The organism is Rhizobium sp. P1_E6 (assembly GCF_056405875.1).
On record NZ_JBFUBG010000025.1, the window covers coordinates 14,782 to 40,892 of the forward strand.

Annotated in this window: 27 protein-coding genes and 1 pseudogene; 15 read left to right on the forward strand and 13 right to left on the reverse strand. The window is 59.8% G+C overall.

Annotated features, from left to right (window positions below):
• Positions 1-41 precede the first annotated feature (41 nt).
• Positions 42-1,187, forward strand: coding sequence for a PQQ-dependent sugar dehydrogenase (locus tag AC1D35_RS15000; RefSeq protein ID WP_113308857.1), 1,146 nt, complete (start codon positions 42-44; stop codon positions 1,185-1,187).
• On the opposite strand, the gene AC1D35_RS15005 is transcribed toward AC1D35_RS15000, so the two are convergent.
• A complete protein-coding gene (locus AC1D35_RS15005; protein ID WP_113308824.1) occupies positions 1,184-1,609 on the reverse strand; it encodes a DUF3052 domain-containing protein in 426 nt (141 codons plus the stop codon). The genes AC1D35_RS15000 and AC1D35_RS15005 overlap by 4 nt on opposite strands.
• A 172-nt stretch (positions 1,610-1,781) precedes the next feature.
• On the opposite strand from AC1D35_RS15005, the gene AC1D35_RS15010 reads away from it, so the two are divergent.
• The 3 genes from AC1D35_RS15010 (at position 1,782) to AC1D35_RS15020 (ending at position 3,993) form a co-directional block, all read left to right on the forward strand.
• A complete protein-coding gene (locus tag AC1D35_RS15010) occupies positions 1,782-2,672 on the forward strand; it encodes a DMT family transporter (protein WP_113297600.1) in 891 nt (296 codons plus the stop codon).
• 485 nt (positions 2,673-3,157) lie between these two features.
• The gene (locus AC1D35_RS15015) at positions 3,158-3,373 is read left to right on the forward strand and encodes a cold-shock protein (RefSeq protein WP_007824341.1); all 216 of its coding nucleotides are present in this window, start codon (positions 3,158-3,160) and stop codon (positions 3,371-3,373) included.
• 146 nt (positions 3,374-3,519) lie between these two features.
• A complete protein-coding gene (locus AC1D35_RS15020) occupies positions 3,520-3,993 on the forward strand; it encodes a BA14K family protein (RefSeq protein ID WP_113308823.1) in 474 nt (157 codons plus the stop codon).
• 63 nt (positions 3,994-4,056) lie between these two features.
• Here AC1D35_RS15020 and AC1D35_RS15025 read toward each other — a convergent pair whose 3' ends face one another.
• Positions 4,057-4,926 carry an oxidoreductase gene (locus AC1D35_RS15025; RefSeq protein ID WP_113308822.1) on the reverse strand — a complete coding sequence of 290 codons (870 nt, stop codon included), beginning with the start codon at positions 4,924-4,926 and terminating at the stop codon, positions 4,057-4,059.
• A 97-nt stretch (positions 4,927-5,023) separates the two neighbouring features.
• Between AC1D35_RS15025 and AC1D35_RS15030 the strand changes: the two genes are divergently transcribed.
• Positions 5,024-5,404: a winged helix-turn-helix transcriptional regulator gene (locus AC1D35_RS15030; protein ID WP_477852517.1), complete on the forward strand. Its 381-nt coding sequence runs from the start codon at positions 5,024-5,026 to the stop codon at positions 5,402-5,404.
• Positions 5,405-5,462: 58 nt separating this feature from the next.
• Here the strand turns inward: AC1D35_RS15030 and AC1D35_RS15035 are convergent, their stop codons facing one another.
• From AC1D35_RS15035 to AC1D35_RS15045, 3 genes are read right to left on the reverse strand one after another with little or no spacing between them, the layout of a single operon-like run.
• Positions 5,463-6,839: an ATP-binding protein gene (locus AC1D35_RS15035; protein ID WP_113297597.1), complete on the reverse strand. Its 1,377-nt coding sequence runs from the start codon at positions 6,837-6,839 to the stop codon at positions 5,463-5,465.
• A gap of 25 nt (positions 6,840-6,864) precedes the next feature.
• A complete protein-coding gene (locus tag AC1D35_RS15040) occupies positions 6,865-7,566 on the reverse strand; it encodes a response regulator transcription factor (RefSeq protein WP_113297596.1) in 702 nt (233 codons plus the stop codon).
• Positions 7,567-8,058, reverse strand: coding sequence for a MarR family transcriptional regulator (locus AC1D35_RS15045; protein ID WP_113297595.1), 492 nt, complete (start codon positions 8,056-8,058; stop codon positions 7,567-7,569).
• A 641-nt stretch (positions 8,059-8,699) separates the two neighbouring features.
• Here AC1D35_RS15045 and AC1D35_RS15050 point away from each other — a divergent pair.
• Positions 8,700-8,759 (forward strand): annotated as a pseudogene (locus AC1D35_RS15050) (hypothetical protein); the annotation flags it as partial.
• Positions 8,760-8,995: 236 nt separating this feature from the next.
• Here AC1D35_RS15050 and AC1D35_RS15055 read toward each other — a convergent pair.
• Together AC1D35_RS15055 and AC1D35_RS15060 are read right to left on the reverse strand one after the other, a co-directional pair.
• The gene (locus tag AC1D35_RS15055) at positions 8,996-9,262 is read right to left on the reverse strand and encodes a hypothetical protein (protein WP_113297593.1); all 267 of its coding nucleotides are present in this window, start codon (positions 9,260-9,262) and stop codon (positions 8,996-8,998) included.
• Between the two features lie 240 nt (positions 9,263-9,502).
• Complete coding sequence (locus tag AC1D35_RS15060; RefSeq protein ID WP_113297592.1) at positions 9,503-10,120, reverse strand: DUF1236 domain-containing protein; 618 nt, start codon at positions 10,118-10,120, stop codon at positions 9,503-9,505.
• Positions 10,121-10,397: 277 nt separating this feature from the next.
• On the opposite strand from AC1D35_RS15060, the gene AC1D35_RS15065 reads away from it, so the two are divergent.
• On the forward strand, positions 10,398-11,042 hold the full coding sequence (locus AC1D35_RS15065) for an MBL fold metallo-hydrolase (RefSeq protein ID WP_113308821.1): 645 nt from the start codon (positions 10,398-10,400) through the stop codon (positions 11,040-11,042).
• 2 nt (positions 11,043-11,044) lie between these two features.
• Complete coding sequence (locus AC1D35_RS15070) at positions 11,045-11,614, forward strand: DUF1349 domain-containing protein (protein WP_477938834.1); 570 nt, start codon at positions 11,045-11,047, stop codon at positions 11,612-11,614.
• A 44-nt stretch (positions 11,615-11,658) separates the two neighbouring features.
• On the opposite strand, the gene AC1D35_RS15075 is transcribed toward AC1D35_RS15070, so the two are convergent.
• The 4 genes from AC1D35_RS15075 to AC1D35_RS15090 form a co-directional block, all read right to left on the reverse strand.
• Positions 11,659-12,000: a tRNA-binding protein gene (locus AC1D35_RS15075; RefSeq protein WP_113297589.1), complete on the reverse strand. Its 342-nt coding sequence runs from the start codon at positions 11,998-12,000 to the stop codon at positions 11,659-11,661.
• Positions 12,001-12,011: 11 nt separating this feature from the next.
• On the reverse strand, positions 12,012-12,839 hold the full coding sequence (gene proC / locus AC1D35_RS15080; RefSeq protein WP_113308819.1) for a pyrroline-5-carboxylate reductase: 828 nt from the start codon (positions 12,837-12,839) through the stop codon (positions 12,012-12,014).
• Position 12,840: 1 nt separating this feature from the next.
• A complete protein-coding gene (locus tag AC1D35_RS15085; RefSeq protein WP_113297587.1) occupies positions 12,841-13,341 on the reverse strand; it encodes a type III secretion system chaperone family protein in 501 nt (166 codons plus the stop codon).
• A gap of 402 nt (positions 13,342-13,743) precedes the next feature.
• Positions 13,744-14,004 (reverse strand): accessory factor UbiK family protein, encoded by a 261-nt coding sequence (locus tag AC1D35_RS15090; protein WP_113297586.1) that lies wholly within the window; start codon positions 14,002-14,004, stop codon positions 13,744-13,746.
• 192 nt (positions 14,005-14,196) lie between these two features.
• On the opposite strand from AC1D35_RS15090, the gene lgt reads away from it, so the two are divergent.
• From lgt to AC1D35_RS15120, 6 genes are all read left to right on the forward strand, one after another.
• Positions 14,197-15,048, forward strand: a complete 852-nt coding sequence (lgt, locus tag AC1D35_RS15095; protein WP_113297585.1) for a prolipoprotein diacylglyceryl transferase — start codon at positions 14,197-14,199, stop codon at positions 15,046-15,048.
• A gap of 19 nt (positions 15,049-15,067) precedes the next feature.
• A complete protein-coding gene (locus tag AC1D35_RS15100; RefSeq protein ID WP_113308818.1) occupies positions 15,068-16,168 on the forward strand; it encodes a class I SAM-dependent methyltransferase in 1,101 nt (366 codons plus the stop codon).
• 107 nt (positions 16,169-16,275) lie between these two features.
• Positions 16,276-17,070 carry a peptidoglycan editing factor PgeF gene (gene pgeF / locus AC1D35_RS15105; RefSeq protein ID WP_113308856.1) on the forward strand — a complete coding sequence of 265 codons (795 nt, stop codon included), beginning with the start codon at positions 16,276-16,278 and terminating at the stop codon, positions 17,068-17,070.
• Positions 17,071-17,075: 5 nt separating this feature from the next.
• Positions 17,076-18,227, forward strand: a complete 1,152-nt coding sequence (locus AC1D35_RS15110; protein WP_477938839.1) for a M24 family metallopeptidase — start codon at positions 17,076-17,078, stop codon at positions 18,225-18,227.
• Positions 18,228-18,330: 103 nt separating this feature from the next.
• Positions 18,331-19,176 carry a PAT1 family protein gene (locus AC1D35_RS15115; RefSeq protein WP_113308816.1) on the forward strand — a complete coding sequence of 282 codons (846 nt, stop codon included), beginning with the start codon at positions 18,331-18,333 and terminating at the stop codon, positions 19,174-19,176.
• 105 nt (positions 19,177-19,281) lie between these two features.
• Complete coding sequence (locus AC1D35_RS15120; protein ID WP_477938841.1) at positions 19,282-20,214, forward strand: ribose-phosphate pyrophosphokinase; 933 nt, start codon at positions 19,282-19,284, stop codon at positions 20,212-20,214.
• Between the two features lie 328 nt (positions 20,215-20,542).
• Here AC1D35_RS15120 and AC1D35_RS15125 read toward each other — a convergent pair whose 3' ends face one another.
• Together AC1D35_RS15125 and AC1D35_RS15130 are read right to left on the reverse strand one after the other, a co-directional pair.
• Entirely contained in the window at positions 20,543-22,114 is a 1,572-nt protein-coding gene (locus tag AC1D35_RS15125; RefSeq protein WP_113308815.1) for a hypothetical protein, read from the reverse strand.
• Positions 22,115-22,283: 169 nt separating this feature from the next.
• The gene (locus tag AC1D35_RS15130; protein WP_162748480.1) at positions 22,284-25,073 is read right to left on the reverse strand and encodes an EAL domain-containing protein; all 2,790 of its coding nucleotides are present in this window, start codon (positions 25,071-25,073) and stop codon (positions 22,284-22,286) included.
• Positions 25,074-25,488: 415 nt separating this feature from the next.
• Here AC1D35_RS15130 and AC1D35_RS15135 point away from each other — a divergent pair, with 415 nt between their 5' ends.
• Entirely contained in the window at positions 25,489-26,100 is a 612-nt protein-coding gene (locus tag AC1D35_RS15135) for a 50S ribosomal protein L25/general stress protein Ctc (RefSeq protein ID WP_113297578.1), read from the forward strand.
• The last annotated feature ends 11 nt before the right edge of the window (positions 26,101-26,111 follow it).

Genomic DNA, 26,111 nt, shown 5'->3' on the forward strand with positions numbered 1-26,111 from the left:
CCCCGCGCCACCTTCTCATGGAATTGACGACGGGGATTATGATGGACGCCATTTCGACATTCCGTTTTGCCGCGCTGCTCGCCACCTTTGCAGGTCCCGCCCTTGCCCAGAGCGGGGATATCGTAAAGACGCAGGAAGTCTCGGTTCGTGTCGAGAAGCTCGCCGAGGGACTGGAACACCCCTGGGCAGTCGAGGTCCTGCCTGACGGCAGCTATATTGTCACGGAGCGACCGGGACGGCTGCGCATTATCCGCGACGGCAAGATCTCCGACCCGGTCAGCGGCGTGCCCCAGGTCAGCGCCCGCGGTCAGGGTGGTCTCATGGATGTCGCGCTTGCCCCGGATTTCGCCACCAGCCGCAGACTCTATCTGACCGCAGCAACCACCAGCAACAGAGGTTCCGGTACGGAAGTGTTCAGCGCCACGCTGTCATCAGACGAAAAAAGCCTGGAGAACGTCACGCCCATCTTCACCATGCGGCGCTTTACCCGCGGCAACATCCAGTACGGCTCGCGCATCGCGATCGCCGGCGATGGCTCGCTGTTCATCAGCATCGGCGATCGCGGCAACCGCGACCGTTCGCAGGACTGGAAGGATGACGCCGGCTCCATCGTCCGCCTCAATGCCGATGGCAGCATACCCGCCGACAATCCCTTCAAGGACGGCCGCAAGGCCCTGCCGGAAATCTGGTCCAAAGGCCACCGCAACCCGCAGGGTATCACTTTCGACAGCGCCGACGGCAAGCTCTACACGGTCGAGCATGGCGCGCGCGGCGGCGACGAAATCAACAATCCCGAGCCCGGCAAGAATTACGGCTGGCCGATCATCACCTACGGCCGCGACTATTCCGGCGCCAAGATCGGCGAAGGAACCGCCAAGCGGGGACTTGAACAGCCCCTCCACTACTGGGATCCGTCGATCGCTCCGGGCGCTCTCGCCATCTATCGCGGCAAGATGTTTCCGGAATGGAACGGCAACTTCATCGTCGCCGCCCTGAAGTTCCAGTTGCTGTCGCGCATGCAGCGGGATGCGAGCGGCGCCTTCACCGCCGAGGAGCGCATGTTCGAAGGCGATTATGGCCGAATCCGCGATGTCATCGTCGCCCCCGATGGGGCACTCCTGATGGTGACCGACGAGGATGACGGCGAGTTGCTCCGGGTTTCTCGCGCCGATAACCGGGCCGGCTAAAGCGGGCCTCGCAATTCCCTGCGGATCATGAATTTCAACCCCGACCATGTCTCGTCGATGGCGCAGACCTTGACGTCGACAAGTCCGGTCGGCAGCAGGATTTCGCGTAGCGCATCCTCAGTGATGCTGGTCGGCACATCAGAACTCTTCTTCGGCCAGGAGATCCAGATCATGCCGTCAGGCCTGACCACGCAAAACAGCGCCGCCGCCAACTCTTCCAATACCGGGCGTTGCGTTTCGAAGACATGGATGTAATCGAATTGTCGTTGAGCAACTGCCGGCAAGGCGCGATCGACCGAAGCAAAACCGTCGAACCCGCCGATCTCAATTAGCCTCCCGGGAACATTGATCAGAAGGGCCGTCTGTCCCGGCTTCAGCCCCAGTTTCTTCGAGAGCGGCGTGCCGGAATATCCTGCCGTCATTTCGCGACCTCGGGCGATGCGACCGCTTGTTCCAGCATAACAGCAGCAATCCCAATTCCACTCATTCGCATCCCCCGAACCATAAGGACGAGCCTCATCCTTGCCGAAAAGAAATGCAACTGCTAACCGCTGAACAAAACTCCGAGACGCTTCCCCAACATCGAGAGTGGAAATGACGCGTATTCAGGCGAACCTCCTTCTGTTGCTTGCAGCCGCCATCTGGGGCGGAGGCTTCGTCGCCCAGTCGACGGCAATGAAGGCGATCGGCCCGTTCTGGTTCATCGGCCTGCGTTTCGCCATCGCTGCACTCGCCACCCTGCCTTTCACGCTCATCGAAGCCCGCAAGGCAAAGGATGCAACCAGCCGCAGACACCTCGGTCTCTATCTGATGATCGGCCTGGCGCTCTTCGGCGGCGCGTCGACACAGCAGATAGGCCTGCAGACCACGACCGTCACCAATTCCAGCTTCATCACCGGTCTTTATGTGATCTTCGTGCCGCTGATTGCCGTCTTCTTCCTGCGCCGCTCGCCGCACTGGATCATCTGGCCGGGCGCCATCATGGCGGTCAGCGGCATCTACATGCTGTCGGGCGGCAAGCTCTCGTCCCTGACCACAGGCGACTTGCTGACGGTCGTCTGCGCTGTCTTCTGGTCGATACAGATCACGCTTGCCGGAACGACGGTTGGCGAAACCGGCCGGCCGCTCGCCCTGTCCAGCGCCCAGTTTGCGGTTACGGCAGTCTGCGCGCTCGTCATCGCCGCCATTTCCGAACCAGTCAGCCTGGCCGATATTCGCGCGGCTGCACCGGAAATCCTCTATGTCGGCATCTTCTCTTCGGGTGTCGCCTTCGTGCTGCAAGTCGTCGCCCAGCGCTACACCACGCCGTCACAGGCAGCGATCTTCCTCTCCGCCGAGGCGCTGTTCGGCGCCACGCTCGCCGCACTGCTTTTGGGTGAGAGCATGCCGCCGCTCGGCTATGTCGGTTGCGCGCTGATGTTTATCGCTATGCTTGTAGTCGAACTTGTGCCTGAAATGACCCGCCGCCGCTCGCAACAGGCCTGAACACGCGTCCATTTGTGGGGCGTTAGAGCCATCTAGAATTTTTTTTAAGCAATCGATAAGACGCGCTATCGTTGCATTTTTGGTAAAATCTGCCCGGAACTTATATTGCAGACGATACAAAACGTTAATCATTTGCTCTTAACGGAGGATTTTTTGCGCTTTCGCGAAAACAGGCCAAATCTGCGGGTGTGTTCTTAGGAACACGTTAAAAAACTTTTGCTTGCCAAAAAAACCTAAACGCAGCAATCTTCGCGCGTTCGGGCATTTTGCGAGCATGGGAAGTCCTTAAGAATTTGCGAGCCGGAAACGCTGATATTCCGGTCAGCCAGTTCCAAGAAAGCAGGCGCTAAGTCCTGTCTGGAGCCGGCGGAGGTAGAGGGGACCTTTTTCTCACATTTCAAGATTGCCTGCCAGCGCCTTCGCGAGAAGGCAATAGCGTAATGCTGCCCGTGTGGATGGCGGGTGGAGACAAAAGGACCTGAGGCATGGCCGAGACTGGCACTGTAAAATTCTTCAATACCGACAAGGGCTTCGGCTTCATCAAGCCGGACAAGGGTGGCGCCGATATCTTCGTTCACATTTCTGCCGTTCAGGCTTCCGGCCTGGCCGGTCTGACGGAAAATCAGAAAGTAAGCTTCGACACGGAGCCAGATCGCCGCGGCAAAGGCCCGAAAGCTGTCAATCTTCAGATTTCAGGCTGATATCCTCGCCTAGGCGTGGAATTCGAGTTGAAGCCCGGCAGCGATGCCGGGTTTTGTCGTTCAGCCTTCATTCAGCATGACGCCGCTAGCTTCAGAACCATTGAGAAGGGACCGCTTCTTGGTTCCAGATACCGGGATTTTACGCCATGAACAGGCTTGCAAAGACCATTCTTCTGGCGGCAACCGCCGCTGCCCTGACCCTCTCGGCCATCGGCGAAGCGTCCGCACGTGACCGCTACTGGCGTCATGGCCACGACAACGGCAACGATGCACTGGTTGGTGGCGCTGTCGGCCTTGCCACCGGCCTGATCGTCGGCTCTGCCATAGCCAATGCCAATAACGGTCCTGTTTATGAAGAGCGCCGCTACATCGACCCGCCAGTCTATGAGCCGGAATATGCTCCGCCGCCGGTTTACCGCGCGCCGCGTCCGGTATACTCCGAGCCCGTTTATTCCGAGCCGGTCTATGGCCGTCCGGTGTACGGCCGCCCGGTCAGTGCAATGGAGCCCTGGAGCCCGCAATGGCAGCGTTATTGCTCCTACCGTTACCGCAGCTTCGATCCGCGGACCGGCACCTATCTCGGCAATGACGGCCGCGACCACTTCTGCGTCGCAAGCTGATAGGCTGACACCATTCTGATGAGAAGCGCCGCCGCCGAGCGGCGCTTTTCATTTGTCCACACCTCAGCCGGCCTTCTTCTCCCAAGGCATGGGCTCTGCCCCTCCCTGCTCGAAATCGGTCGACTGGGTGAGAACACGCCAGGCGCGATCGGCTTCCATGCGCGCGGCATCCGCCTTTTCCACCGCCGCAGCCGCATCGCTGCCAAGCAGCAACCGAAGCGGCGGCGCATCGAGCGAAGCAATGTGCAGCACCACGGCGGCCGCCCTGGCCGGGTCGCCGGGTTGACGGCCGTTATAGTTGCGCTGGTAATCTGCCATGGCTCCAACCGTGTCGGCATATTCCGGGCGGCCTTGATAGATCGCCGTCGACGAGCCGGCGAAATCCGTGCGGAAGCCGCCAGGTTCGATCACTGTGACCTTGATGCCGAGTGGCCCGACCTCCTTGGAGAGCACTTCGGAAAAGCCCTCGACGCCCCATTTCGCCGCCGCATAAGGCGCGCGGCCCACGGGTCCGATCCTGCCGCCGACGGAAGAGAACTGGATGATATGCCCTGCCCCCTGCGCGCGCATGACCGGGATAGCCGCCTTGGTCATAATGATCGTGCCGAAGAGATTGGTCTCTATCTGTGCCCGAAAATCCGCAAGGCTCGTGTCCTCGATCGGCGCGACATTGCCGTAACCGGCATTGTTGACCAGAACGTCGAGCCGGCCGAATGTTTCGACCGCGGTCTTCACCGCCGCTTCTGCAGCAACCTCATCCGTCACATCAAGGGGCAGCGCGAGAACGCTTGAGCCATACGCTTCGACGAGATCGGCAAGCTGGCCGGGATCGCGCGCCGTCGCAACCAGCTTGTCACCGGCCTCAAGCACGGCATTGGCCAGCGCTCGCCCGAGGCCGCGCGAGCTTCCTGTAATCAACCAAACCTTCGACATGGAAACCTCCTTTTCGGTTCTCGCTTCATTTAGGAGCTATTGTTTCTTTTGGAAAGAAGGTACCTTATCGATCTATACGCACCTGAAAGTAACTTAGATGAAAGACGATATCTTCGACTTTTGCCGTAACATGAGCGACGAGCAGGATGCACGGGCGCGGCAGATGCTGGAGCGCGCCGCAGCCAAGTGGCCGCTGCGCGTCCTGCACGTGCTTTCGGAAGCCGATGGCCCCCTGCGGTTTTCAAGAGTGCTGGAGCGGGTGGAGGACATCAGCCAGAAGGTGCTGACGCAGACGTTGCGCACGCTCGAAAGCGACGGCCTCGTCATCCGCACGCTCTATCCGCAGGTACCCCCGCGCGTCGAATACGAGCTGACCCCGCTTGGCCGCGAATTGCTGACGCAGGTCGTCTCGCTTTGGCGCTGGATCGTCGTCCACCTGAATGAGTTCGACCCCGTCAAACCGGTGGCCGAACGCTAGGGTTTTGTTTTACGCAAGTCCGGACGCAAAACCGCTGCACACTTTTGCTGGAATTGCTTCAGGCAGGAATACGCACCGTCGCTCTGAGGCCGCCGAGCGGGCTGTCGCCAAGCGTGATGTTACCGCCGTGGCTGCGGGCGATGTCTCTGACGATGGCAAGCCCCAGGCCGGTGCCCGAGGCATCGAGATTGCGTGCGCTGTCCAGCCGGAAGAACGGCTTGAACACATCCTCCCGGTACTTCTCGGGAATGCCTGGACCATTGTCGTCGAAGATGATGGTCAGCCATTTCGCACCATGCTTGGCTTCGATGTTGAGCGCATCCGCATAGCGCCTTGCATTCGAGGCGAGATTGGTCACAAGCCGCAGGAAGGCATTGGGGCGCACCGAGATATGGTCCTCGCCATCGATGGAATAGGTCAGGGTCTTGCCGTGCAGCTCAAAATCGATCTCGAGCTTCTCGAAGATCTCGCTCAGCTTCAGCTCGCCGACATCCTCCTCCACCTCGCCTTTGGCAAAGGCCATATAGGCCTCCAGCATGGTCTGCATGTCGTTGACGTCTTCGTTGAGCCCGGCAAGATCAGGGTTGTCCCCGGCGAGCGCCAGTTGCAGCTTGAAGCGCGTCAGGATGGTTCTGAGGTCGTGGCTGACGCCTGAGAGCATCGCCGTGCGCTGCTCCATCTGCCGCTCGATACGCTCACGCATGAGAATGAAAGCAAGGCCGGCCCGGCGAATTTCGTCGGCGCCGCGCGGATAGAAACTGTCGGCCTTCTGTCCCTTGCCGAAGTTTTCCGCCGCCCTGGCCAGATTGAGGATCGGCCGGATCTGGCCGCGCAGGAAAAGGATCGAGATGGCGATCAGTACCAGTGAGGCACCGACCATCCAGAGAATGAAAATATGCGTGTTCGATGCATAGGCCTGGCTGCGTTTGGTGATCACACGCAGGATGCGGTTATCGAGCTTGATCCGGATCTCGATGAGGTTGGAGTTGCCGACCGTATCGATCCAGAACGGCCGGCGGATTTCTTCGGTAATCTCATCACTGAGGATGCCGTCGAGGATCGAAAAGAACGGCTTGATGCGCGGCGGCGGCAGATCTCCATCCGGCTCGACCGAAATCTGCAGGTTGAGCTGGTCGCGGGCAATGCGGACTACGTCGCTATAATCCGTATCCTGCGGATAGGTGTTGATGATCTCGATGATGGCGGCGATATCGCGGGTCACGGCGAGCGACAGCCGTTCCGTCACCATTTGCCAATGACGCTCCATGAAGACTGCGGCAACGACCGACTGCAGAAGCACCATAGGAATGATGATGATAAGCAGCGAACGCGTATAGAGCCCTGTCGGCAATCGCCGCCGCAGCCAGCGGATGAACCAGCGCCAGCCGGGCGCAGGAGAGCGGTCTTCCCGCCGCAAGCTGTCGAATGTCACCATTTGCGCCGGTCCCGAACCTGTCGTTTCAGTCGATGCTCAGCCTGTATCCGATACCGCGCACCGTCTGCAGCCAGACGGGATTGGCAGGATCATCCTCGATCTTGCGGCGAAGACGGTTGATCTGCACGTCAATGGTACGTTCCCCGACTTCCGCATCGTCTCCGATCAGTTCGTGCCGCGGGATCGTGTCACCTGCCCGTCGGGCGAAAAGTAGCATGATCTCCTGCTCGCGATCCGTCAGGCGGATCACTTCCGCCGCTTTCTTCAGCTCCCTGCGCGTCAGCGAGAAAGTATAGGGGCCGAACATGATCTGCTCGATCTTCAGCGTATCACCGCCGACGTTGCGTCGCAGGATGTTGTTGACACGCAGGACGAGTTCACGCGGATCGAAAGGCTTGGAGAGATAGTCGTCGGCGCCGGCTTCAAGGCCAGCGATGCGGTTGTCGGATTCGGCAAGCGCCGTCAGCATGATGATCGGCACATTCTTCACAGCCCTGAGCCCGCGCGTTACATCGATGCCGGATTCGCCCGGCATCATCACATCCATGATGATGAGGTCGAAATCGAGACCCGCAAGCTTGCGCTGTGCCTCCGCCCCGTCAGACGCAATAGTCACCCGAAAACCGTTTTCCGTCAGGTAGCGGTTCAGCAACGCGCGGATACGGGTATCGTCGTCGACGACGAGAAGATGCGCCGCGTCATCGGAAATGCCTGTCTTCACCGCCATTTAATCCGCCTTCTGTCTGTCTCGCATGCCTCTGAGGAATGCCTTTACGCCCTCTCGCGCCTCCGGGGTAGCTCCCTCGAATGCCCGTTCAATACGGCGTGATTGCGGCTCGGCGAGCGCCAGCGCCAGCTCCCTGCCAGATTTGGTGGGGTAGAGCTTGCGCTGACGGCGATCCTCCGGGCCGGCCACCTGCCGAATATAGCCTGAATCGATCAGTTGTTTCAGCACCCTTGCAAGGCTCTGTTTGGTGATCTTCAGCGTATCGAGCAGATCCGCGACGGTCATTCCCGGATTGCGGTTGACGAAGTGCACGACGCGATGATGCGCCCGCCCGAAGCCGCTTGTTTCGAGAATGGCATCGGGATCGGATACGAAATCGCGATAGGCGAAGAAGAAGAGCTCGATGATTTCGAAATCGATGATCCCGATATCTTCCATCGGCGTGGCCAGCGGCTCAGGTTTGCCTGCTTTCGAGCTGGTCTGTCGTGGCACTCGGCATTTCCTCTCTCTGTGCGCGATATCAGCGAAACTTTCGCAAATATGTCAACTTTATTGACGCAAATTTGCGTCGCCGGCAGCGTCCGCAAACCTTGCGGGAGCCCCGCCCGGACCGTTCTTTCCCTGGAAACTAAAGCCCGCCCGGCAAATCTCCAACGCAACACACAATTTCCCCTTGCGTCAGTGGATAAAACGTAATGGGGACAACAATCAACAGGCATGGCGCAAACGCACCGGAGGAGGCAGGGTCTTCCAGCTTACCAAGTATAATCAGCGCCTGCACAAGGCGACCGAGGTCCTCGGCTTCAAGGTGCCCTGCTCCGTCGAGGGATGCGGCGGCGATCGAACTTCTAAAGCGCCAAGGCTTATCGGAAGCCTACGTGTAGCCGATCGCATGGCGCGGCAGCGAAATGATGAATGTGTCCGCCAGGGCGAATCGCATCAACGTGGTGATCGCCGTCTGGCAGTGGGGCAGCTGCTTCAATCCGGCTGAAAAGCTGAAGAACATCCGTTCGACATCGCGGAATATCTCCGCCCCAATCCGAAGACGGCGCCGTGAGCCTCCGAGGCAGCGGTCTTTTGATCTGCACCACTTCCAAGCTGCTGCGGAAGCCAAGGGCCATGCCGATACGATGATGCTCGACTATCGCGGTCAGATAGCCGAGGCGAGCGGCGCCCGCATCTTCCTCGTCGAGCACAGCATCATTCACACGCCGATTCCGGATTGCTTCCTGAACGGCATCACCCGCCAGACGCCGTGGTATCGAAACCGTCGAACTGGCAATCCTCCCGGAAGAGCTGAGCAGCTTCTCGGAATGCTTCCCGACCCGCTCGGCCGCGGAAATCCCGTGTCCGAGATCGGCTCCCATCGCTTCACGCCCTCGACGATATCAGAGAGGCAGACTGTCCAGCATCCGCCGCGTCCGAACCTTCAGCGTGCCTTGGCCATGACCAGCCCGGCGAGCGTCGAAAGGATGCCGCCGCCGATCAGCCCGCCGATACCATCTGCGATCAGACCGGTCATTGCCGCTTCGCCGCCGAGCATGCTGAGCAGCATGCCGCCACCGATACCGCCGATAGCGCCTGCGACCGTGCGGGCAACGACGTTGATCGCCTGCTGCTTGAGCGCAGCGCTTGCGACGTTGCCGCCGACAGCACCCGCAACCAATTGTGTGATGAGCGGAAGTAGTGCTTCCATCATTCCCTCCTATGGCGATCTCCCCGATCGCCGACTCATGCCATCGCCTGATGGCATGTTAGAATATTATCATATTTCAGAGGAGAAGTAGAGGAATATAGCAACTCATGCGAGAGGAAGCCGGCTCGCACGGATGGGCCTGCCCCGACACGCCCGGGGCTTTATCTCCAATATCACCGCCCGCAGCACTAGCGAATGACGCCGAGTGGAAGCGGCCCGAAGGCCGCCTTCCTCAATGGCTTATTGATAGACGTAGACTATGCGGCGCGTACCCGGATCGACCAGGACCGGCCGGTCGTTGATACGGACATAGCGATACTGATAGTCCGGGATCGTCTGGAACGTCACGTCGCCGGGTACTTCGGCGCCAACGACCACGTCGCCACCAAGCTGTACCGCCTGCCCTGGCGTCGTGTCGATATAGGTGCGGACTTCGTCCGGCGGTGTGATCGCATCAACCGAGCCGACCGGACCAATCAGCTCATCGCCGGGCGCCGGCGTCGGCTCACCCGGCACCACGCTTGCCGTGGTCTCATAGGTCACCACAGGTACGCCAAGATCGGTGCGATGTTGTTCGACGACGACGGGCGAACCGCCCTGATCGACCTGCAGGTATTCGGCATAGACCCAGCCTCGCACGCCGCCAACATCGACCCGGCACCAGCGGCTGCCTTCGATGCATCCGTCAAGCACTGCAGTCGAGCCACGCGCAGCAACGCCGACAGAGGGATATTGCGGTCCGGGACCGGAGCGAATGTTCAGGTCGTTGATGGACGTCGCCACCATTTCCGCCTGGGCAAAGCCGGCACTCGCAGCCAGAATGGCGCCCGCCAGCAGAATGTTTCTCTTCAAGGTCATCGTAAGTCTCCTTGTTGCAATGGGCTGACAACGCACGGTTTTCGTCGTTGTTCCGCCGCGCACGGCGTGGCTGAGGAGCGGCACAAGGGAGAGGCCAGCAAGCGACTGAAACAACAACGAAAATACACAGCATGGCGATGGCCCGCCCATTTCCGGAAGTCGATAAATTCCTGTTGCAGTCTGTCTTTTCCGCGTGAGCCGGCCAAAAATTCCGGCTGCCTTCGAGTGTATTTGCGCCTATAGAGACAGGTATTGAAAGACGCGAAGTGAGGCATTCATGGGCATGCTCCAGGCCGGCATCATTCCGGTGACACCCTTCCAGCAGAACTGCACCATTCTCTTCGACCCCGACACGAAGGAAGGCGTGGTCGTCGATCCCGGCGGCGACGTGTCGGTCATTGCGGGCGTGATCGAAGAGCATGGCCTCAAAATCAAGGAAATCTGGCTGACGCATGGCCATCTCGATCATGCCGGCGGCGCCAGGGAGCTGAAGGAAAAGCTCGGCGTCGATATCGTCGGCCCGCATGAGGACGACCTGCCGCTCCTGCAACGCATCGAGACCCAGGCTGAGAAGTATGGGATACAGGGCCTGCAGAACGTCACGCCTGACCGCTGGCTCAAGGACGGCGACAAGATCTCCTTCGGCTCCCACGAGTTCGAGGTCTATCACACACCCGGCCATGCGCCGGGCCACGTCATCTATTTCAACCGCGCCCAGAACTTCGCCCATCTCGGTGACGTGCTCTTCAACGGCTCGATCGGCCGAACCGATCTGCCGGGCGGCAATCATCGCCAGCTTCTCGATTCCATCAGAGACAAGGTACTGCCGCTCGGTGACGAAGTCGGCTTCATTTGCGGCCACGGCCCCGGCAGCCGCATCGGCGACGAACGGCGGAGCAATCCGTTCCTGCGGGAGATCTGAGCATGAAACATATGACCTGGCTGAACGCGCCGCCCTTCTTCGAGGAACGCGACGGCGCCCTTCACGTCCGCTCCGGCGAGAAGGCCGATTTCTGGCAGGGCACCTACTACGGCTTCCACCACGACGATGGCCACTTCCTGCACGAAAGCCGAAAGGGCGACTTCACCGCCGAAGTCACCTTCTCCGGCAGTTATGAGGCGCTCTACGATCAGGCCGGACTGATGATCCGCGCCGATGAGAAGCACTGGGTGAAATGCGGCATCGAATATACCGATGGGGCCAGGCATTTCAGCGTCGTGGTCACCAATGGCAATTCCGACTGGTCGGCCTTCCGCATCGGCCATGACTTTGATGCCATCTCGGTCCGCGCCACCCGCAATGGCGATGCCCTGTTCATCCAGTACAGCACGGATACGATGGACGAATGGCGCATGGCTCGCCTCKCCTGGTTCGATCCGGCTTTCGAAGAGGTGCTGGTCGGCCCCGTCTTCTGTTCGCCGCAACGCGCCGGCTTCGAGGCCGTCTTTACTGATTTCACATTGAGCGATCCGCTCTCGCGCGACATTCACTGAAGCCCATCCCTGGGCATCTGTCTGCGATCGGCAACCTTAGCGGCCTACATCAGCCTCTGGCCGTTTGGCACCGGCCGCTCGACCGCGGCAAGCACGATATCGCCCGCCTCATCGGCAAAACCGAGCGTCAGCACTTCCGAGCGGAACGGCCCGATCTGGCGCGGCGGAAAGTTGACGACTGCGAGCACCTGTCGCCCGACAAGCCGCTCCGGCGAATAGTGCACCGTGATCTGCGCCGAGGATTTCTTGACGCCTATCTCGGAGCCGAAATCGATCAGAAGCTTGATCGCCGGCTTTCTGGCTTCCGGAAAGGGATTTGCTTCGATGATCGTGCCGACACGGATATCCACACGCTCGAAATCGGCAAAAGTGATCTCTTCAGCCATAACAGTCTTTCTCAGCCGGCGAGCTCTTCGGCGCGCTTGCGGGCAGCCGCGAGCGCCTTGTCGAACAGCGGCTGCATGGCGTCTTCGGCCATCAGCACGGAAAGGGCAGCCGCGGTCGTACCACCAGGAGAAGTCACATTCTGGCGCAGGCGCGCAGCGTCGTCGGGGGACTGGTGCAGCAGCTCACCAGCCCCCGCGACAGTTTCCCGCGCAAGACGCATGGCAAGGTCCGCCTGCAGGCCAAGTTTACGACCTGCTTCTGCCATACACTCGACGAGATAAAACACATAGGCCGGTCCGCTGCCTGAGAGCGCCGTCACCGAATCGATATCGGATTCGGTAGGCACCCATTCGACAGGACCGGACACACCAAGAAGAGCGTTGACGCCATCACGCTGTTCGGTACTGACGCGCTCATTGGCGAAAGCACCGGTCACACCGCGCCCGATCATGGCAGGCGTGTTCGGCATGGCGCGCACCATGGCAGCCTCTCCGAGATGCTTTTCGAGGAAGGCAAGCGTCTTGCCTGCAGCGACCGAAACCACCACCGTCTGCGGCCCCACCAAGCTTTTCACCGCCGGAAGCACCGCCTCCATCACCTGCGGCTTCACGGCAAGGAACAGTACCCCGGCCTCGAGACCGGCAGGAGCGGTGGTGACATGGGAGGCCCCCGCATCGGCAATAGTGGAAAGCATCGCCGGCGACGGGCCGGGATCGACCACGACCACGGCAGAGCCCGGAACTCCGCTCTTCAGCCAGCCGGAGAGCATGGCTCCGCCCATATTGCCGGCTCCGATGAGAACCACCGGATTTGCCGCGGAAAAGGTGGTCACAGGCATGTTATGCCTCGCCGACGGTTTCAAAGAGGACCACTTCCATCGCCTTGTTGGCTTCCATACCGGACCATACGACGAACTGGAAGGCCTGATAATAGGCTTCGCAGGTATCGAGCGCGCTGGAAAGCAGCACCTCGACCTGACGGTTGGTGGGCTCAGCACCGCCGGCAAGCAGCAGCGACTGGCGGAAGATGACGACATCTTCCTGTCGCCACAGGTCGAAGTGACCCATCAGCACCTGGCCGTTGATCGCCGAGAGCAGCTTCACCACCTCGTTGACCCTGATTTCGGGAACCTTGATGTCGAAGGCGCAGCCGAGATGCAGCGCTTCGAATTCCTCCATCCATGAGAAGGAGACGTGATAGTCGGTCCAGCGCCCCTCGACCGTCATCGCGATCTCGTCTTCGCCGGAGCGCTCGAAGGCCCAGTCATTGTTTGAAGCCACGTACTCGATCATGTCGACCGGGTTCGACTGGCGTTCGACTTCCAATTCCATAAGGCTCATGCAGCACCTTCTTGACCGGAATGAATGCGGCCTAACTTCGTGAACGAACACAAAACAAGACACACGCAATACCGGAAACCATCACTTGGGATGATCGCTGAACCGCTGCCAGACTAACGCACTGAACCTGCCTGGAGCTTACCAATTCGCTTCGAATCATCATGTAAAATCAGTCTATAATGCCCCTCACGGCCTGCCAGCCCCCTTCATGGAAATTTGGCCGGACCTGCTGTGGAAAGCACTTATGGAATCAGATTCRGCGGGGGAGGTAAAAGACTCTGCCCATTGGCTTTTTTGGCAGTTTCCACAGGTGAAAAATCACACCCGATTTTTTTCTCCAGGATGCGGCATGTTACATATGAGCCACGCCGCACCTTATACAGCATCTTCTTTAAGCTGATATCACTTGCCCTTTGCGGCAAGCTTGGCTTCGAGCGCGGCAACGCGAGCGGCGAGCGCCTCGTTTTCGTCACGGGCCTTGATGGCCATTTCGCGCACGGCTTCGAACTCTTCGCGCTTGACGACGTCCATGCTGTTCAGCCAGCGCTCGGCATGAGCGTTGAAGGCGGTCTCGACCTCCTTGCGCACGCCCTGCGCAGCACCCGCGGCATCGGTCATCAGCTTGGCGAATTCATCCATGATGCGGTTCGTTCCGGTCGTCATGGCGTATTTCTCCCTTCGCACGACGTGAATATCAGGCCTTGCGGCCACTGAAATTGAGGTAGGGCTTCGCCGTTAAGGATGCAAGCGCTTTGCACGGGATAAGCCCTTGCGCACGGGGCCGTGACGAACAATGCACTTGACCGCCAAAGATCGCGGCGCCATGTTCCGCGCATCTCAACGGGTGGGAAAACCTTGCCGATAGCTGCTGATCTTCTTGCTATAATGCCTTTCCCTAATATCGACCCGATCGCTTTTTCGATCGGCCCGCTGGCGATTCATTGGTATGGCCTGGCCTATGTCGCCGGCATCCTGCTCGGCTGGGCCTATGCCCGCCGCATTGCTGCAAACGATGCACTCTGGCCGAACAATACCTCGCCCATATCAAGGACGCAGCTCGACGACTTCATCGTCTGGGCAGCCCTCGGCATCGTTCTCGGCGGCCGCATCGGCTACATCCTCTTCTACGATCTCGGCGCCATTATCGAAAACCCGATCCGCGCCGTGCAGATCTGGAATGGCGGCATGTCCTTCCATGGCGGCCTGGCCGGCACGACGATCGCCATGATCCTCTTTGCGCATCGCAACCGCGTCCCGATCTGGAACCTCTTCGATATCGTCGCGACGGTCGTGCCCTGCGGCCTGTTCTTCGGCCGTATCGCCAACTTCATCAACGGCGAGCTCTGGGGCCGGCTGACGGATGTGCCCTGGGCAGTCGTCTTCCCGACTGGAGGCCCCTTCGCCCGCCATCCGAGCCAGCTCTATGAAGCCGGCCTCGAAGGCATCGTCCTGCTGCTCGTCCTTGCCGCCCTCGTGTACGGCGCCAAGGCGCTGAAGAGCCCGGGCCTCATCACCGGCGTCTTCGTCTGCGGTTACGCGCTGTCGCGCATCTTCGTGGAATTCTTCCGCGAGCCGGATGCGCAGCTTGGCTACCTGCTCGGTACCCGCTGGTTGACGATGGGCATGGTTCTGTCCTTCCCCATGATCCTGCTCGGCCTTTGGGCGATCTTCCGCGCCCGCCGTCAGGCTGCTGCCCTGCAGCACTGAAGCCACCGGGACGACCGCTATGACCACCGCATTAAGCGAAAAGATCAAGACGATCATCCAGGCAAACGGGCCGATCAGCGTCACCGACTATTTCTCGCTGTGCCTTGCCGATCCCGAACACGGCTATTACCGCACCCGCGAGCCCTTCGGCCGTTCAGGCGATTTCGTCACTGCACCCGAGGTCAGCCAGCTCTTCGGCGAAATGATCGGCGTCTTCGTCGTCCATGCCTGGCAGCGGCACGGAACGCCTGCCGGCGTTCGCCTCGTCGAGATCGGCCCCGGCCGCGGCACGATGATGGCCGACATGCTGCGCGTGATTTCGCGCATCGCCCCGCCGCTCTTCGACAACATGACGATCCATCTCGTCGAGACCAGCGAACGCCTTCGTGATGTCCAGAGCCAGACGCTCGAAGCCTGTGAAGGCAAGATCAGCTGGCATGCCGGCTTCGACGAAGTGCCATCGGGCTTCACTCTGATCGTTGCCAACGAACTCTTCGACGCGATCCCGATCCGCCAGTTCGTGCGCACGCAGACCGGTTTTCGCGAACGCATGGTGGGCCTCGATGCAGATGCGGAACTGACCTTTGCGGCGGGTGTCGCTGGCATCGATCCGGCACTGCTGCCGGAGCCTACGCAGAACGTGCCTGTTGGCACGTTGTTCGAGATCTCGCCTGCGCGTCAGGCAGTCATGAGTGCCATCTGCGAGAGGTTGCGGGCCTTCGGCGGTACGGCGCTCGCAATCGACTACGGACACCTCGTCACCGGTTTTGGCGACACGCTGCAGGCTGTGCGCATGCACGAGTTCGATCCGCCGCTTGCCCATCCAGGCGAAGCGGACCTGACGAGCCATGTCGATTTCCAGCAGCTTGCGGAAACGGCAGCGGCTGACGGCGTCCACATCAATGGCGCGTTGCATCAGGGTGACTTCCTGACCGGTCTCGGCATTCTGGAGCGTGCCGCAGCCCTTGGCCGCGACAGGGAGCCGCACACGCAGCAGATCATCCAGAGCGCCGTCGATCGGCTCGCCGGTGCAGGCGAAGGCCGGATGGGCGAACTCTTCAAGGTGCTCGCCGTCTCCTATCCGGCGATCGACCTGATGCCGTTCCGTCCGGTGGATTGACAGATAGCCTTACGCTCGCCAACATCTGCCGCAAAATGACAACGCTTCGCCGGACGAGATCCGGCCAGGATGACGTCGATCCCTCTCCAAAAAAACCGGAATATCAGATGACAGACGCGGCCTCTCCCGCACCGATCGAAAGCGCGCTGCTGAACGACGCGGCCGGCGGCGCTATCGACCACGGCTATTTCACCCGCGCCGGTGGCGTTTCGCAAGGCATCTATCGCGGCCTGAATGTCGGCCTCGGCTCGCATGACGAGCGCGAAAACGTGCAGGAAAATCGCAGGCGCGTCGCCGCCTGGTTCGATCTGCCGCTTGAGCGGCTGGCGACCGTCCATCAAGTCCACTCCCCTGATGTCGTCACCGTCGGGCTTGATTATGATGGCGCGCGGCCGCCGGCGGACGCGATGGTCACCGCAACGCCGGGCATCGTACTCGGCGTTCTCGCCGCCGATTGCGGACCGATCCTCTTCGCCGACCCGGAAAACCGCGTGATCGGTGCGGCCCATGCCGGCTGGAAGGGTGCGCTGACCGGCGTGCTTGAAAACACCATCGATGCCATGGAAGCCCTTGGTGCTGACAGGGGCAATATCGTCGCCTGCCTCGGCCCCTCCATCAGCCAGGCAAGTTATGAAGTCGGCCCGGAATTCGTCGAGCGCTTCCTCGCCTACGATCCGGCCTACGAACGCTATTTCATCCCCTCCCCGACATCGGGGCACGCCATGTTCGATCTGCCGGGACTGACTGTCGAACGGCTTAAAAAAGCAGGCGTGCGCGCTGAAAGTCTCGGCCTTTGCACCTATCCGGACAGCGAGCGCTTTTTTTCCTACCGCCGGACCACACATAAAAAGGAGCCGGATTACGGCCGCCAGATTTCGGCGATCAGCATCAGGGAGATGTAAGCAGCATGGCACTTCATTTCGAACGGGCAGAATTCGCAAGCCGGCTTGCCCGCCTTACCGACAAGATGAAGGAAGAGAAGCTCGACGCCCTGCTGCTTTTTGCGCAGGAAAGCATGTACTGGCTGACCGGCTACGACACCTTCGGCTACTGCTTCTTCCAGACGCTCGTGGTCAAGGCTGACGGCACCATGGCGCTCCTCACCCGCTCAGCCGATCTGCGTCAGGCCCGGCACACCTCCGTTATCGAGGACATCCACGTCTGGGTTGACCGCGTCAACGCCGACCCGACGATGGATCTGAAGAACCTGCTCGTCGAAATGGATCTGCTCGGTGCCCGCATCGGCATCGAATACGACACGCATGGCATGACCGGCCGTGTCGCCCGGATGCTCGATGCGCAACTGACGACCTTCGGCCAGATCAGCGATGCCTCCTACCTCGTCAGCCGCCTGCGCCTCATCAAGAGCCCGACCGAGGTCGCCTATGTCGAGCATGCCGCCGCGCTGGCAGACGACGCGCTTGATGCCGCCGTCCGAATAGCGAAACCGGGTGCCGATGAATCCGATATTCTCGCGGCCATGCAGGGTGCCATCTTCTCCGGCGGCGGCGACTACCCGGCCAACGAGTTCATCATCGGCTCCGGTGCTGATGCCCTGCTCTGCCGCTACAAGGCCGGCCGTCGCAAGCTCGACGCCAATGATCAGCTCACCCTCGAATGGGCCGGTGCTTACGCACACTATCATGCCGCCATGATGCGCACGATCGTGATCGGCGAGCCGACGCACCGCCACCGCGAGCTCTACAATGCCTGCCTCGAAACCATCCAGGCGATCGAGACCGTGCTGAGGCCCGGCCATAGTTTCGGCGACGTCTTCGATATGCATGCCAGGATCATGGACGAGCGCGGCCTTGCCCGCCATCGCCTGAATGCTTGCGGCTATTCGCTCGGGGCGCGTTTCTCGCCGTCCWGGATGGAGCACCAGATGTTCCATGCCGGCAACCCGCAGCCGATAGAACCGAACATGTCGCTCTTCGTGCATATGATCATTGCCGATTCCGATACCGGAACCGCCATGACGCTCGGCCAGACCTATCTCACGACAGGTGAAGCACCGCGAGCGCTCTCACGACATCAGCTGGATTTCATCGGTCTCTAAGTCTCTGCAATCACCGGCAAGAATCCAGAATTGACAGACAGGTCCCCCTACCCGCATAAATTCGCACGGGGCTGATGCGAATGTGGGAAGGACGAACCGAGGGATGACGCGAGTTGCGACTGCGCCCACGCTCCTGATCTGTCTTGCCTTGCTTTCTGCTTGCAACACGACCGATGCATTGACGCTGACGCCGCCGATGGAAATCGGCGACTCCTCGATGGGTCAGCGCTCATCCACACCGGTGACGCAGAGCGAAGCCGAGCGCATGGCAGGAGCATCACAACGGACCTTCCCGGCGACACCTCGTCAAAACGGCTATACGCCCGCCTACAGCCAGCAGACCTACCCGACCCAGCCGAACTATCCGGCACAGGCCTACCGTCCCGGCAATGGCGCTCCGCCGACGACGATGCAGGCCCAGGCCGATGCGCTTTCCCGCAACGGCTCCTCGCCGGGCGCGTCCGGACCGATCGAGGGCCAGTCACTCGCACCGCCCTCCTCCGCCGCTGAGCCACCGGCGCCGCAGCAGCCGACGCAGACAGCAGCGCTTGATCCCACGGTTTCCTCATCGACCTCGATACGCGGCAATACCGTGCGTTTCCTGCCGATCATCGGCGCGCCAGTACAGGCGGTCACCCCGCTGTCCCGTCAACTGGGCGCGGAGGCCCGCGCGCACGGACTTGCCATCAAGAGCTCCAACGACACCAGCAGCGACTATATTCTGAAGGGTTACCTCTCCGCTTTCAGTGACGAGGGCAAGGTCACCGTGGTCTATGTCTGGGACGTGCTTGACAATGCCGGCGCCCGCCTGCACCGCATTCAGGGACAGGAAAGCGTGCCGACGGCGGCGACCGATCCCTGGGCCGGCGTACCCGCCTCCGTGATGCAGCAGATTGCCTCAAAGACGATCACCGAGTTCACATCCTGGCGACAAAGCCAGGGCGGTTAGTCACAAGCTTTTTATAAATATAAACGTATGTGACGCCTTAGCCCTTGCATTCACCGGGAAGCTGGCTAAAAAGCGCGGCTATCAGCGCATAACAGGCGGACCAAGATGAAGGTTTTCGCAGGCAATTCGAACCGGCAACTCGCCGAAGCGATCTGCAACTATCTCAATGTTCCCTTAGGGAAAGCCAGCGTCCGAAGGTTTGCCGATCAGGAAATCTTCGTGGAAATCCAGGAAAACGTGCGCGGTGAGGACGTTTTCCTCGTGCAGCCGACCGCCTTTCCCGCCAATGACCACCTGATGGAATTGCTGATCATGATCGACGCTATGCGTCGTTCGTCAGCCCGCCGCATTACTGCCGTGCTTCCCTATTTCGGTTATGCCCGCCAGGACCRCCGTGCCTCCGGTCGCACGCCGATCTCTGCCAAGCTGGTTGCAAACCTCATTACCGAAGCCGGCGCCGACCGCGTCATGACGCTCGATCTCCATGCCGGGCAGATCCAGGGCTTCTTCGATATTCCGACCGACAACCTCTTTGCCCTGCCCGTGCTGACGCGCGACATCAAGAGCCATTATGACCTCAGCAACGTCATGGTCGTCTCGCCTGACGTCGGAGGCGTGGTGCGTGCCCGCGCGCTCGCCAAACGGCTGGACTGTCTTCTGGCCATCGTCGACAAGCGTCGCGATCGGCCGGGTGAATCCGAAGTCATGAACATCATTGGCGACATTACCGGCAAGGACTGCCTGCTGATCGACGACATCGTCGATTCCGGGGGCACGCTCTGCAATGCGGCCGACGCGATGCTTGCCAAGGGYGCCTCCAGCGTCACCGCCTATATCACCCATGGCGTCCTCTCCGGCGGCGCGGTTACCCGCGTCACCTCCTCGAAGCTGCGCGAGCTTGTGATCACGGATTCGATCCAGCCGACGACGGCCGTCCTCTCGGCCCACAACATCCGCGTCGTGACAACAGCGCCGCTGATCGGCGAAGCCATCAGCCGCACGGCCCAGGAAGAGTCCGTCTCCAGCCTCTTCGACTAAAAGAGCCGGCATTCGACCGGCTCTTTCGATTTAGAACTGAAAAGGACGGCGCGGAAATCGTCGGCATCTTTCTGCCGCATCTCCATCCCTTGGGCCGCACTGATTGCGGAGAGCAATAAAAAGCTCGTTACCGCAACAATTTTTAGACGCATCTGCGAAATATCCCCATCCGCTGAAGTTGCGCGCATGGCGGAACATGACGCTCGATGTCAAGCACGCGGCATCGATAAAAGCTCTTGAAAAACAAACCCTAATAGAGCCGTCTGGCGGGAAGAAAAAAGCCGGCACGAGGCCGGCTTCCTTTATCTTTGATCGCCACTGAGAAAACTCAAGGCTGCTTCGGAGGCGCCGGGTCCTGCCCTTGATCTGGTTCCTGACCCTGATCCGGTTCCTGCTCCTGGTCTGGCTCCAGCCCCTGATCTTGATCCTGATCCGGCTCCTCGGCATCCGGTCCCTTGATCTGCTGGCCGTTGATCGCAACGGAGCCGTCGCCGGCGACGCTGATATCCCAGCGCGAGCGGCCATCCGGATCGGTCTTGGCGAAACCTTTGGCCATCATCATGCCGAAGGAGACCTGCTGGAGGTTGGGGTCGCTCTTGGCAAGCTCCTGGATGGCGGCGATCGACTTGTCGAGATCCCGCGCCAGGACCGAGGCCTGGACCGAATAGTCCTTCTGCGTATCGACACGGCCCTGCAGCTTGCCGGTGACGTCGATATCGTAGACGTCGGAGACCGCAGTAAACTTCGGCAGATCCACCACGACGACACCATCATGGAAAAGCTTCTCGGCTGCCTGCCTGCCGCTTTCCTCCGAATTGCCACTGGTCGAGAAATCGATCTTCATGAACTCGTCGCTGAAAGCGGCGAAATCCATGTCTGGAACGGCGATCTGCATATCGAGGCTCTTCGGCAGGAAGCCATGGTAGGCCGCCGGCACCACAGCGCTATCGAGCGTCACGTCCTGGGCATTCACGCCGAAGGCAAACCGGACAGCGTCGCTCGGCCCGTCGATGGAGAAATTGTAGCCGAATGCCTTGGCGCCACCGTTTCCAGCAACCGTGGCCACCGCCAGATTGTTCACCGTAATCGTTTCGTCGACGGAGGAGAACAGTGGGAAGGAAGCCTTGAGGACCGACTTCAGCTTCTCGCCGTCTTCCTTGCTCAGTTCCTTCTCATCCACATGATCCAGGATGAAGAAGACAATATCGCGGATTTCCTTCGCCGGCAGGCTCGCCACGTTGGCGTTGAAGTCGATCGAATCCGCCTTGATGTTGACCGGCGGCATCTGCGGGCTGGTGACCGTCTCAGACAGCGCGGACAGCGAACCATTCGCCTTGAAATCGAGGCGACCGTTGCCGCTGGCGCTATCGGTCGAATCGAGCCGGTAGTCCATGCCGGCGAAGCTCGCATCGACCTGGTCGGTATCGGACTTCGAGGTGAGCCTGATGTTGCTGGCTTTGAAATCGCCGGAACGCAGATAGGCAATCGCCGGATCGAAGACGCCGTTATAGACCATCGAGGCGATGGAATAGGTGAAATCCGTGGCCTTGTCGTCCGGCCCCTTTAAGTTGCCGGAGATGTTGAAGCTGTTGGTACCTTCGAGGTTCCAGAATCCGTTGTCGAGCGGCGTGGCAAAAACCGACCAGGGCGTCAGTCCGTTCACGACAACCTTGGCCGGGTCCACTTTCGAAAGCAGTTTGGCGAGGTCATAAATGACCTCATAGCGGTTGCCCGCCGGGTTGACGGTTACAAAACCGCTCTTTGCAAAATCGTCAGGCAATATTCTCGTCAGGCTGTCACGAAGCTTGTTCGCTCCATCCTGATTGATCTCGGCACCATGCGCTGCCCCGAACAGCGATAGGGCAACTAGGCTCGTTGTCGTGACAAGTTTCAGACGCATCCGCACTCTCCTCAGCCGCTTTGAACGCGGCCATAGGAAGATCGGATATCTTCCGGTGTCAACCCGCCACGTTTGGACAAATGTTATTTTGCGATCACGGCTGAGGGAATAAACTACCCTGCCGGATATTGCCTCACCCGCGCGCTCTCGATCCTGATCTCGCTCGGCGTCAGGCTGCAGTATTGAGCGTAACCGATTGTTGTTCCATTCGCGCAGGACGACCGAAATAGTAGCCCTGGGCCTCGTCGCAGCCTTCGGAAGTCAACAGTTCGAGCTGGCTCAGGGTTTCGACGCCCTCGGCAAGCACGGGGATCGACAGGCCGCGTCCCAGCGCCAGAATGGACCGAATGACCGCTTTTGCCTCATGACTGGTCTCGACTTCATTCATGAAGCTTCGGTCCAGCTTGATCTTGTCGAAGGGGAACGAGCGAAGGGTCTCGAGCGATGAATAGCCTGTTCCAAAATCGTCGATAGCGATCGCAACGCCCTGCTGCTTCAGCGCCCGCATCGCAACCAGCGCCTTGGCCTTGTCGACGATGATCGATGACTCGGTTATTTCAAGCTCTAGCCGCGATGCTGGCAGGCCGGTTTCCTGGAGGACGGAACGGACCAGCTCGGCGATGTTTGCATGGGCGATCTGGATGGGCGAAATATTGACGGCGATCTTGATGTCGTCCTTCCAGCTGACCGCTTCCCTGCATGCCTCGCGAAGTACCCATTCTCCGATGGGCACGATCGCACCGCATTCCTCGGCTATCGGAATGAAATCGACGGGCGGGATATTTCCGCGTTCAGGATGGTTCCATCTGAGCAGCACTTCGTAGCCGGTCGTCTTGCCGGTCGCCACCGACTTCTGAACCTGATAGTGAAGATACATCTGGTCGCGCTCGATCGCGACCCAAAGGTCGCGAGCCAGCTTTCTCCTTTCCCGCGACGCTTCATCCATGGACTCTTCATAGAAGCAGACGTTGCGCCCGACCTCGTGTTTTGCGCGATACATGGCCAAATCCGCATTTGCGAGAAGCGTTTCGGCCTTTTCGCCAGCCTCGGGGTAAAGTGCGACACCCACGCTCGCGCCGGGGACGATCTGATGCCCCTCGAAATCCATCTTCTCCATGAGTGTGGCTTCCAGCCTCGCAACGAAGTCGTCAAGCTCGGCCCTGTCGCTGAAGCGCTTCACCGCCGCGAACTCATCGCCCCCAAGCCGGGCAACGAGTTCCTCGTCACGCAGGATGCCGTTCAACCGTACGGCCAATGTGCTCAACACGAAATCGCCCGCGACATGGCCCATCTGGTCATTGATTTCTTTGAATTTATCCAGATCGATACCGATGACCGCGACCTTGCTTGACAGTCGTTTGGCAATCGCCAGCTGATGCGAGAGATAGTCATTGAAGGTCGGACGGTTCGGCAGACCAGTCAAAGCATCGTGCTTGGCCATGAACGCGATTTTCTCTTCGCGCGCCAGCCGTTCGGTGATGTCTTCGAATGTCGTGACCCAGCCACCATCCGCCAGAACATTGAACGTCGCAAGAATTGACCGACCGCTCGTCGTCTGATGCACCAGGGTCTTCTGGCCGGAGCGCATGGTCGCCATATGCCTGCGATAGTGATCGATCGCCCGTGAATTTGCGGCATCGCCATCACCGAAGACGATCTGATAGCCGTTGCGAACGATCTCGGAATAGGCAAGGCCTGGGCGAATGAAGTCCTGCGGGAACCCGAAGAGCTGACTGTATCGGGCGTTTGCGAGGATAAGCCGCTCATTGCCGTCAAACATGGAGATGCCCTGGCTCATGTTCTCCAGAGCGAGGTCGAGGTTCCTCGATACTTCCTTGATGCGATCCCCGTCGATCTTTGCCTGTGTGATGTCGCGGGTAATCTTCGCGTATCCGATGAGATGGTGGCCATCGTCATACACGGGTTGGATAACCACATGCGCCCAAAAAGAGGAGCCGTCCTTGCGAAAACGCAGCCCTTCGGCCTCAAACCTGCCGTCGGCGAGAGCGGATTCGAGAGCTCGCTGCGGAAGGCCCTTCTGCTGATCCTCGGCAGAGTAAAACCGTGTGAAATTCTGGCCGACGATTTCCGCGGCGCTATAGCCCTTCGCGCGTTCGGCTCCCGCATTCCAGTTCGTCACGATACCTGAGGGATCGAGCATATAGATTGCGTAATCCGTCACGCCCTGCAAAAGCAGCTCAAACTTGGTTTCGCTCGCATTCGCCTGCTTGGCCGCCTGGAACGCGATGATCGATGCCGAAATGCCCGATGCGAGCATCGAGATCGACACGACGAGAATGGTCACGAGAAGGAATGGCTTCGAAAGCGCCTGAGGCTCGATCGCGTTCGCGCCCCCTTCGATAAACGACAACGCGCCCATTGCGGTGAAATGCATCAGCACGATGCCGAGCGACAATGCAGACGCCGCAGTAAGAATGCGCCAGTTCGAACCTTTCCAGTTCTTTGTGAGCGTGAATCCCCAGGTCGCCATGGCAACCGATATGATCAGGGCAGCGATAACGAGATGCTTATCCCAGACGACGGTGCCCGGAACCTGCAGACCGGCCATGCCGACGAAATGCATCGCTGCAACGCCGACACCGAAAACCAGGCCTGCGGCAATGTTGGCTTGAGAACCCGCAAGTGACACGGCGGCAAGGCCGGCCACAAAGGTAGACGCAAAAGCCGCACCAAGCGAAATAAGTGTCAGGTCGCGATCGTAGCCGACGACGATGCCCGGATCATAGGCGAGCATCGCGACGAAATGCGTCGACCAGATGCCGAAGCCGCCTGCCGCCCCCGCAACGGAAAGCCATATCCAGCGCGGCGCGCCTTTTGACCTGCCCGCACTTCTCAGGAACAGGATCGTTCCGAGATTGGACACAAGGCATAGGACGGCAGCTACCAGAACCAGCGTAAAGTCATGTTGGTATGTCAGGCAGGATACGATCGCAAACATGAGAAAACCCATTCTTTTCAAGACTGACATCGGTCTTGCCGCGTTAAAGAAGGGATAATCCGGCGCCTTTCCAGGTAAAGTGGAACCTTCTGTTCGACTTTGTGATTAACGCCCAAACAACGAAGGCTTATCAGCGGTTTTTGGAACTACTTGCAAAATACCAAGGATTGTATTCCGCGATCTTTCGGGTGTATTACCAATGAGGCGCGATCAGCGGATACGGCCAAAGGCATCGGTCCTCTCGACAGGGCCTGTCACCGCTTGCGTTTGCATGACACTTATATTATAGGCCACGCGTCCGCGTAGACACCCTTGGAGGCAACGCGGATGAGGTTGGGCTTGCCCGCCTCTGGTCCGATGGCACAAGGCTTCAAGCCCGCCGCGGGCTCTCCAAATAACCTCGAAAGGACTAGCCATGAGCCACGAAACTTACGAGCTCAAGGCCGAGGCGCGCGAACGGGTTGGTAAGGGGTCCGCCCGTGAACTCCGCCGCAACGGCTTTATTCCCGCTGTCATCTATGGTGACAAGCAGGCCCCAGTTTCTATCGCTATCAACACCAATGAGGTGACGAAGCGCATTCATGCCGGTGGTTTCATGACCACCGTTGCGACCATCGACGTCGACGGCAAGAAGTACAAGGTTCTGCCGAAGGACTACCAGCTCGATCCGGTCCGCGACTTCACGATGCACGTCGATTTCCTGCGCGTATCTGGCAACACCCAGGTTACCGTTGAAATCCCGGTTCACTTCGTCAACGAAGAAAAGTCCCCGGGCCTCAAGGTCGGCGGCGTTCTGAACATCGTTCGTCACGAAGTCGAAGTTCACTGCCCGGCTGACGCGATCCCGGAATTCTTCACGGTCGACCTTTCCGGTCACAAGATCGGCGATAGCATTCATATTTCGGAAGTCACCCTGCCGAAGGGTGTAACGCCGGTCATCACCGATCGCGACTTCACCATCGCGACGATCATTGCTCCGGCTGGCGGCATCGACGAAGCTGCTGGCGAAGGCGAAGCAGAAGCCTGATCGCTTCTACC

Bases quoted from the DNA above. Each gene is read 5' to 3' on its own strand.
- AC1D35_RS15010 (WP_113297600.1), top strand. From the start codon at position 1,782: ATGACGCGTATTCAGGCGAACCTCCTTCTGTTGCTTGCAGCCGCCATC.
- AC1D35_RS15040 (WP_113297596.1), bottom strand. From the start codon at position 7,566: ATGGCGGTGAAGACAGGCATTTCCGATGACGCGGCGCATCTTCTCGTC.
- pgeF (WP_113308856.1), top strand. From the start codon at position 16,276: ATGACAGACGCGGCCTCTCCCGCACCGATCGAAAGCGCGCTGCTGAAC.
- AC1D35_RS15025 (WP_113308822.1), bottom strand. From the start codon at position 4,926: ATGTCGAAGGTTTGGTTGATTACAGGAAGCTCGCGCGGCCTCGGGCGA.
- AC1D35_RS15075 (WP_113297589.1), bottom strand. From the start codon at position 12,000: ATGGCTGAAGAGATCACTTTTGCCGATTTCGAGCGTGTGGATATCCGT.
- AC1D35_RS15030 (WP_477852517.1), top strand. From the start codon at position 5,024: ATGAAAGACGATATCTTCGACTTTTGCCGTAACATGAGCGACGAGCAG.
- AC1D35_RS15090 (WP_113297586.1), bottom strand. From the start codon at position 14,004: ATGACGACCGGAACGAACCGCATCATGGATGAATTCGCCAAGCTGATG.
- AC1D35_RS15085 (WP_113297587.1), bottom strand. From the start codon at position 13,341: ATGAGCCTTATGGAATTGGAAGTCGAACGCCAGTCGAACCCGGTCGAC.
- AC1D35_RS15005 (WP_113308824.1), bottom strand. From the start codon at position 1,609: ATGACGGCAGGATATTCCGGCACGCCGCTCTCGAAGAAACTGGGGCTG.
- AC1D35_RS15000 (WP_113308857.1), top strand. From the start codon at position 42: ATGGACGCCATTTCGACATTCCGTTTTGCCGCGCTGCTCGCCACCTTT.
- AC1D35_RS15125 (WP_113308815.1), bottom strand. From the start codon at position 22,114: ATGCGTCTGAAACTTGTCACGACAACGAGCCTAGTTGCCCTATCGCTG.
- AC1D35_RS15135 (WP_113297578.1), top strand. From the start codon at position 25,489: ATGAGCCACGAAACTTACGAGCTCAAGGCCGAGGCGCGCGAACGGGTT.
- AC1D35_RS15015 (WP_007824341.1), top strand. From the start codon at position 3,158: ATGGCCGAGACTGGCACTGTAAAATTCTTCAATACCGACAAGGGCTTC.
- AC1D35_RS15035 (WP_113297597.1), bottom strand. From the start codon at position 6,839: ATGGTGACATTCGACAGCTTGCGGCGGGAAGACCGCTCTCCTGCGCCC.
- AC1D35_RS15130 (WP_162748480.1), bottom strand. From the start codon at position 25,073: ATGTTTGCGATCGTATCCTGCCTGACATACCAACATGACTTTACGCTG.
- AC1D35_RS15055 (WP_113297593.1), bottom strand. From the start codon at position 9,262: ATGGAAGCACTACTTCCGCTCATCACACAATTGGTTGCGGGTGCTGTC.
- AC1D35_RS15115 (WP_113308816.1), top strand. From the start codon at position 18,331: ATGACGCGAGTTGCGACTGCGCCCACGCTCCTGATCTGTCTTGCCTTG.
- AC1D35_RS15065 (WP_113308821.1), top strand. From the start codon at position 10,398: ATGGGCATGCTCCAGGCCGGCATCATTCCGGTGACACCCTTCCAGCAG.
- AC1D35_RS15060 (WP_113297592.1), bottom strand. From the start codon at position 10,120: ATGACCTTGAAGAGAAACATTCTGCTGGCGGGCGCCATTCTGGCTGCG.
- AC1D35_RS15020 (WP_113308823.1), top strand. From the start codon at position 3,520: ATGAACAGGCTTGCAAAGACCATTCTTCTGGCGGCAACCGCCGCTGCC.
- proC (WP_113308819.1), bottom strand. From the start codon at position 12,839: ATGCCTGTGACCACCTTTTCCGCGGCAAATCCGGTGGTTCTCATCGGA.
- AC1D35_RS15100 (WP_113308818.1), top strand. From the start codon at position 15,068: ATGACCACCGCATTAAGCGAAAAGATCAAGACGATCATCCAGGCAAAC.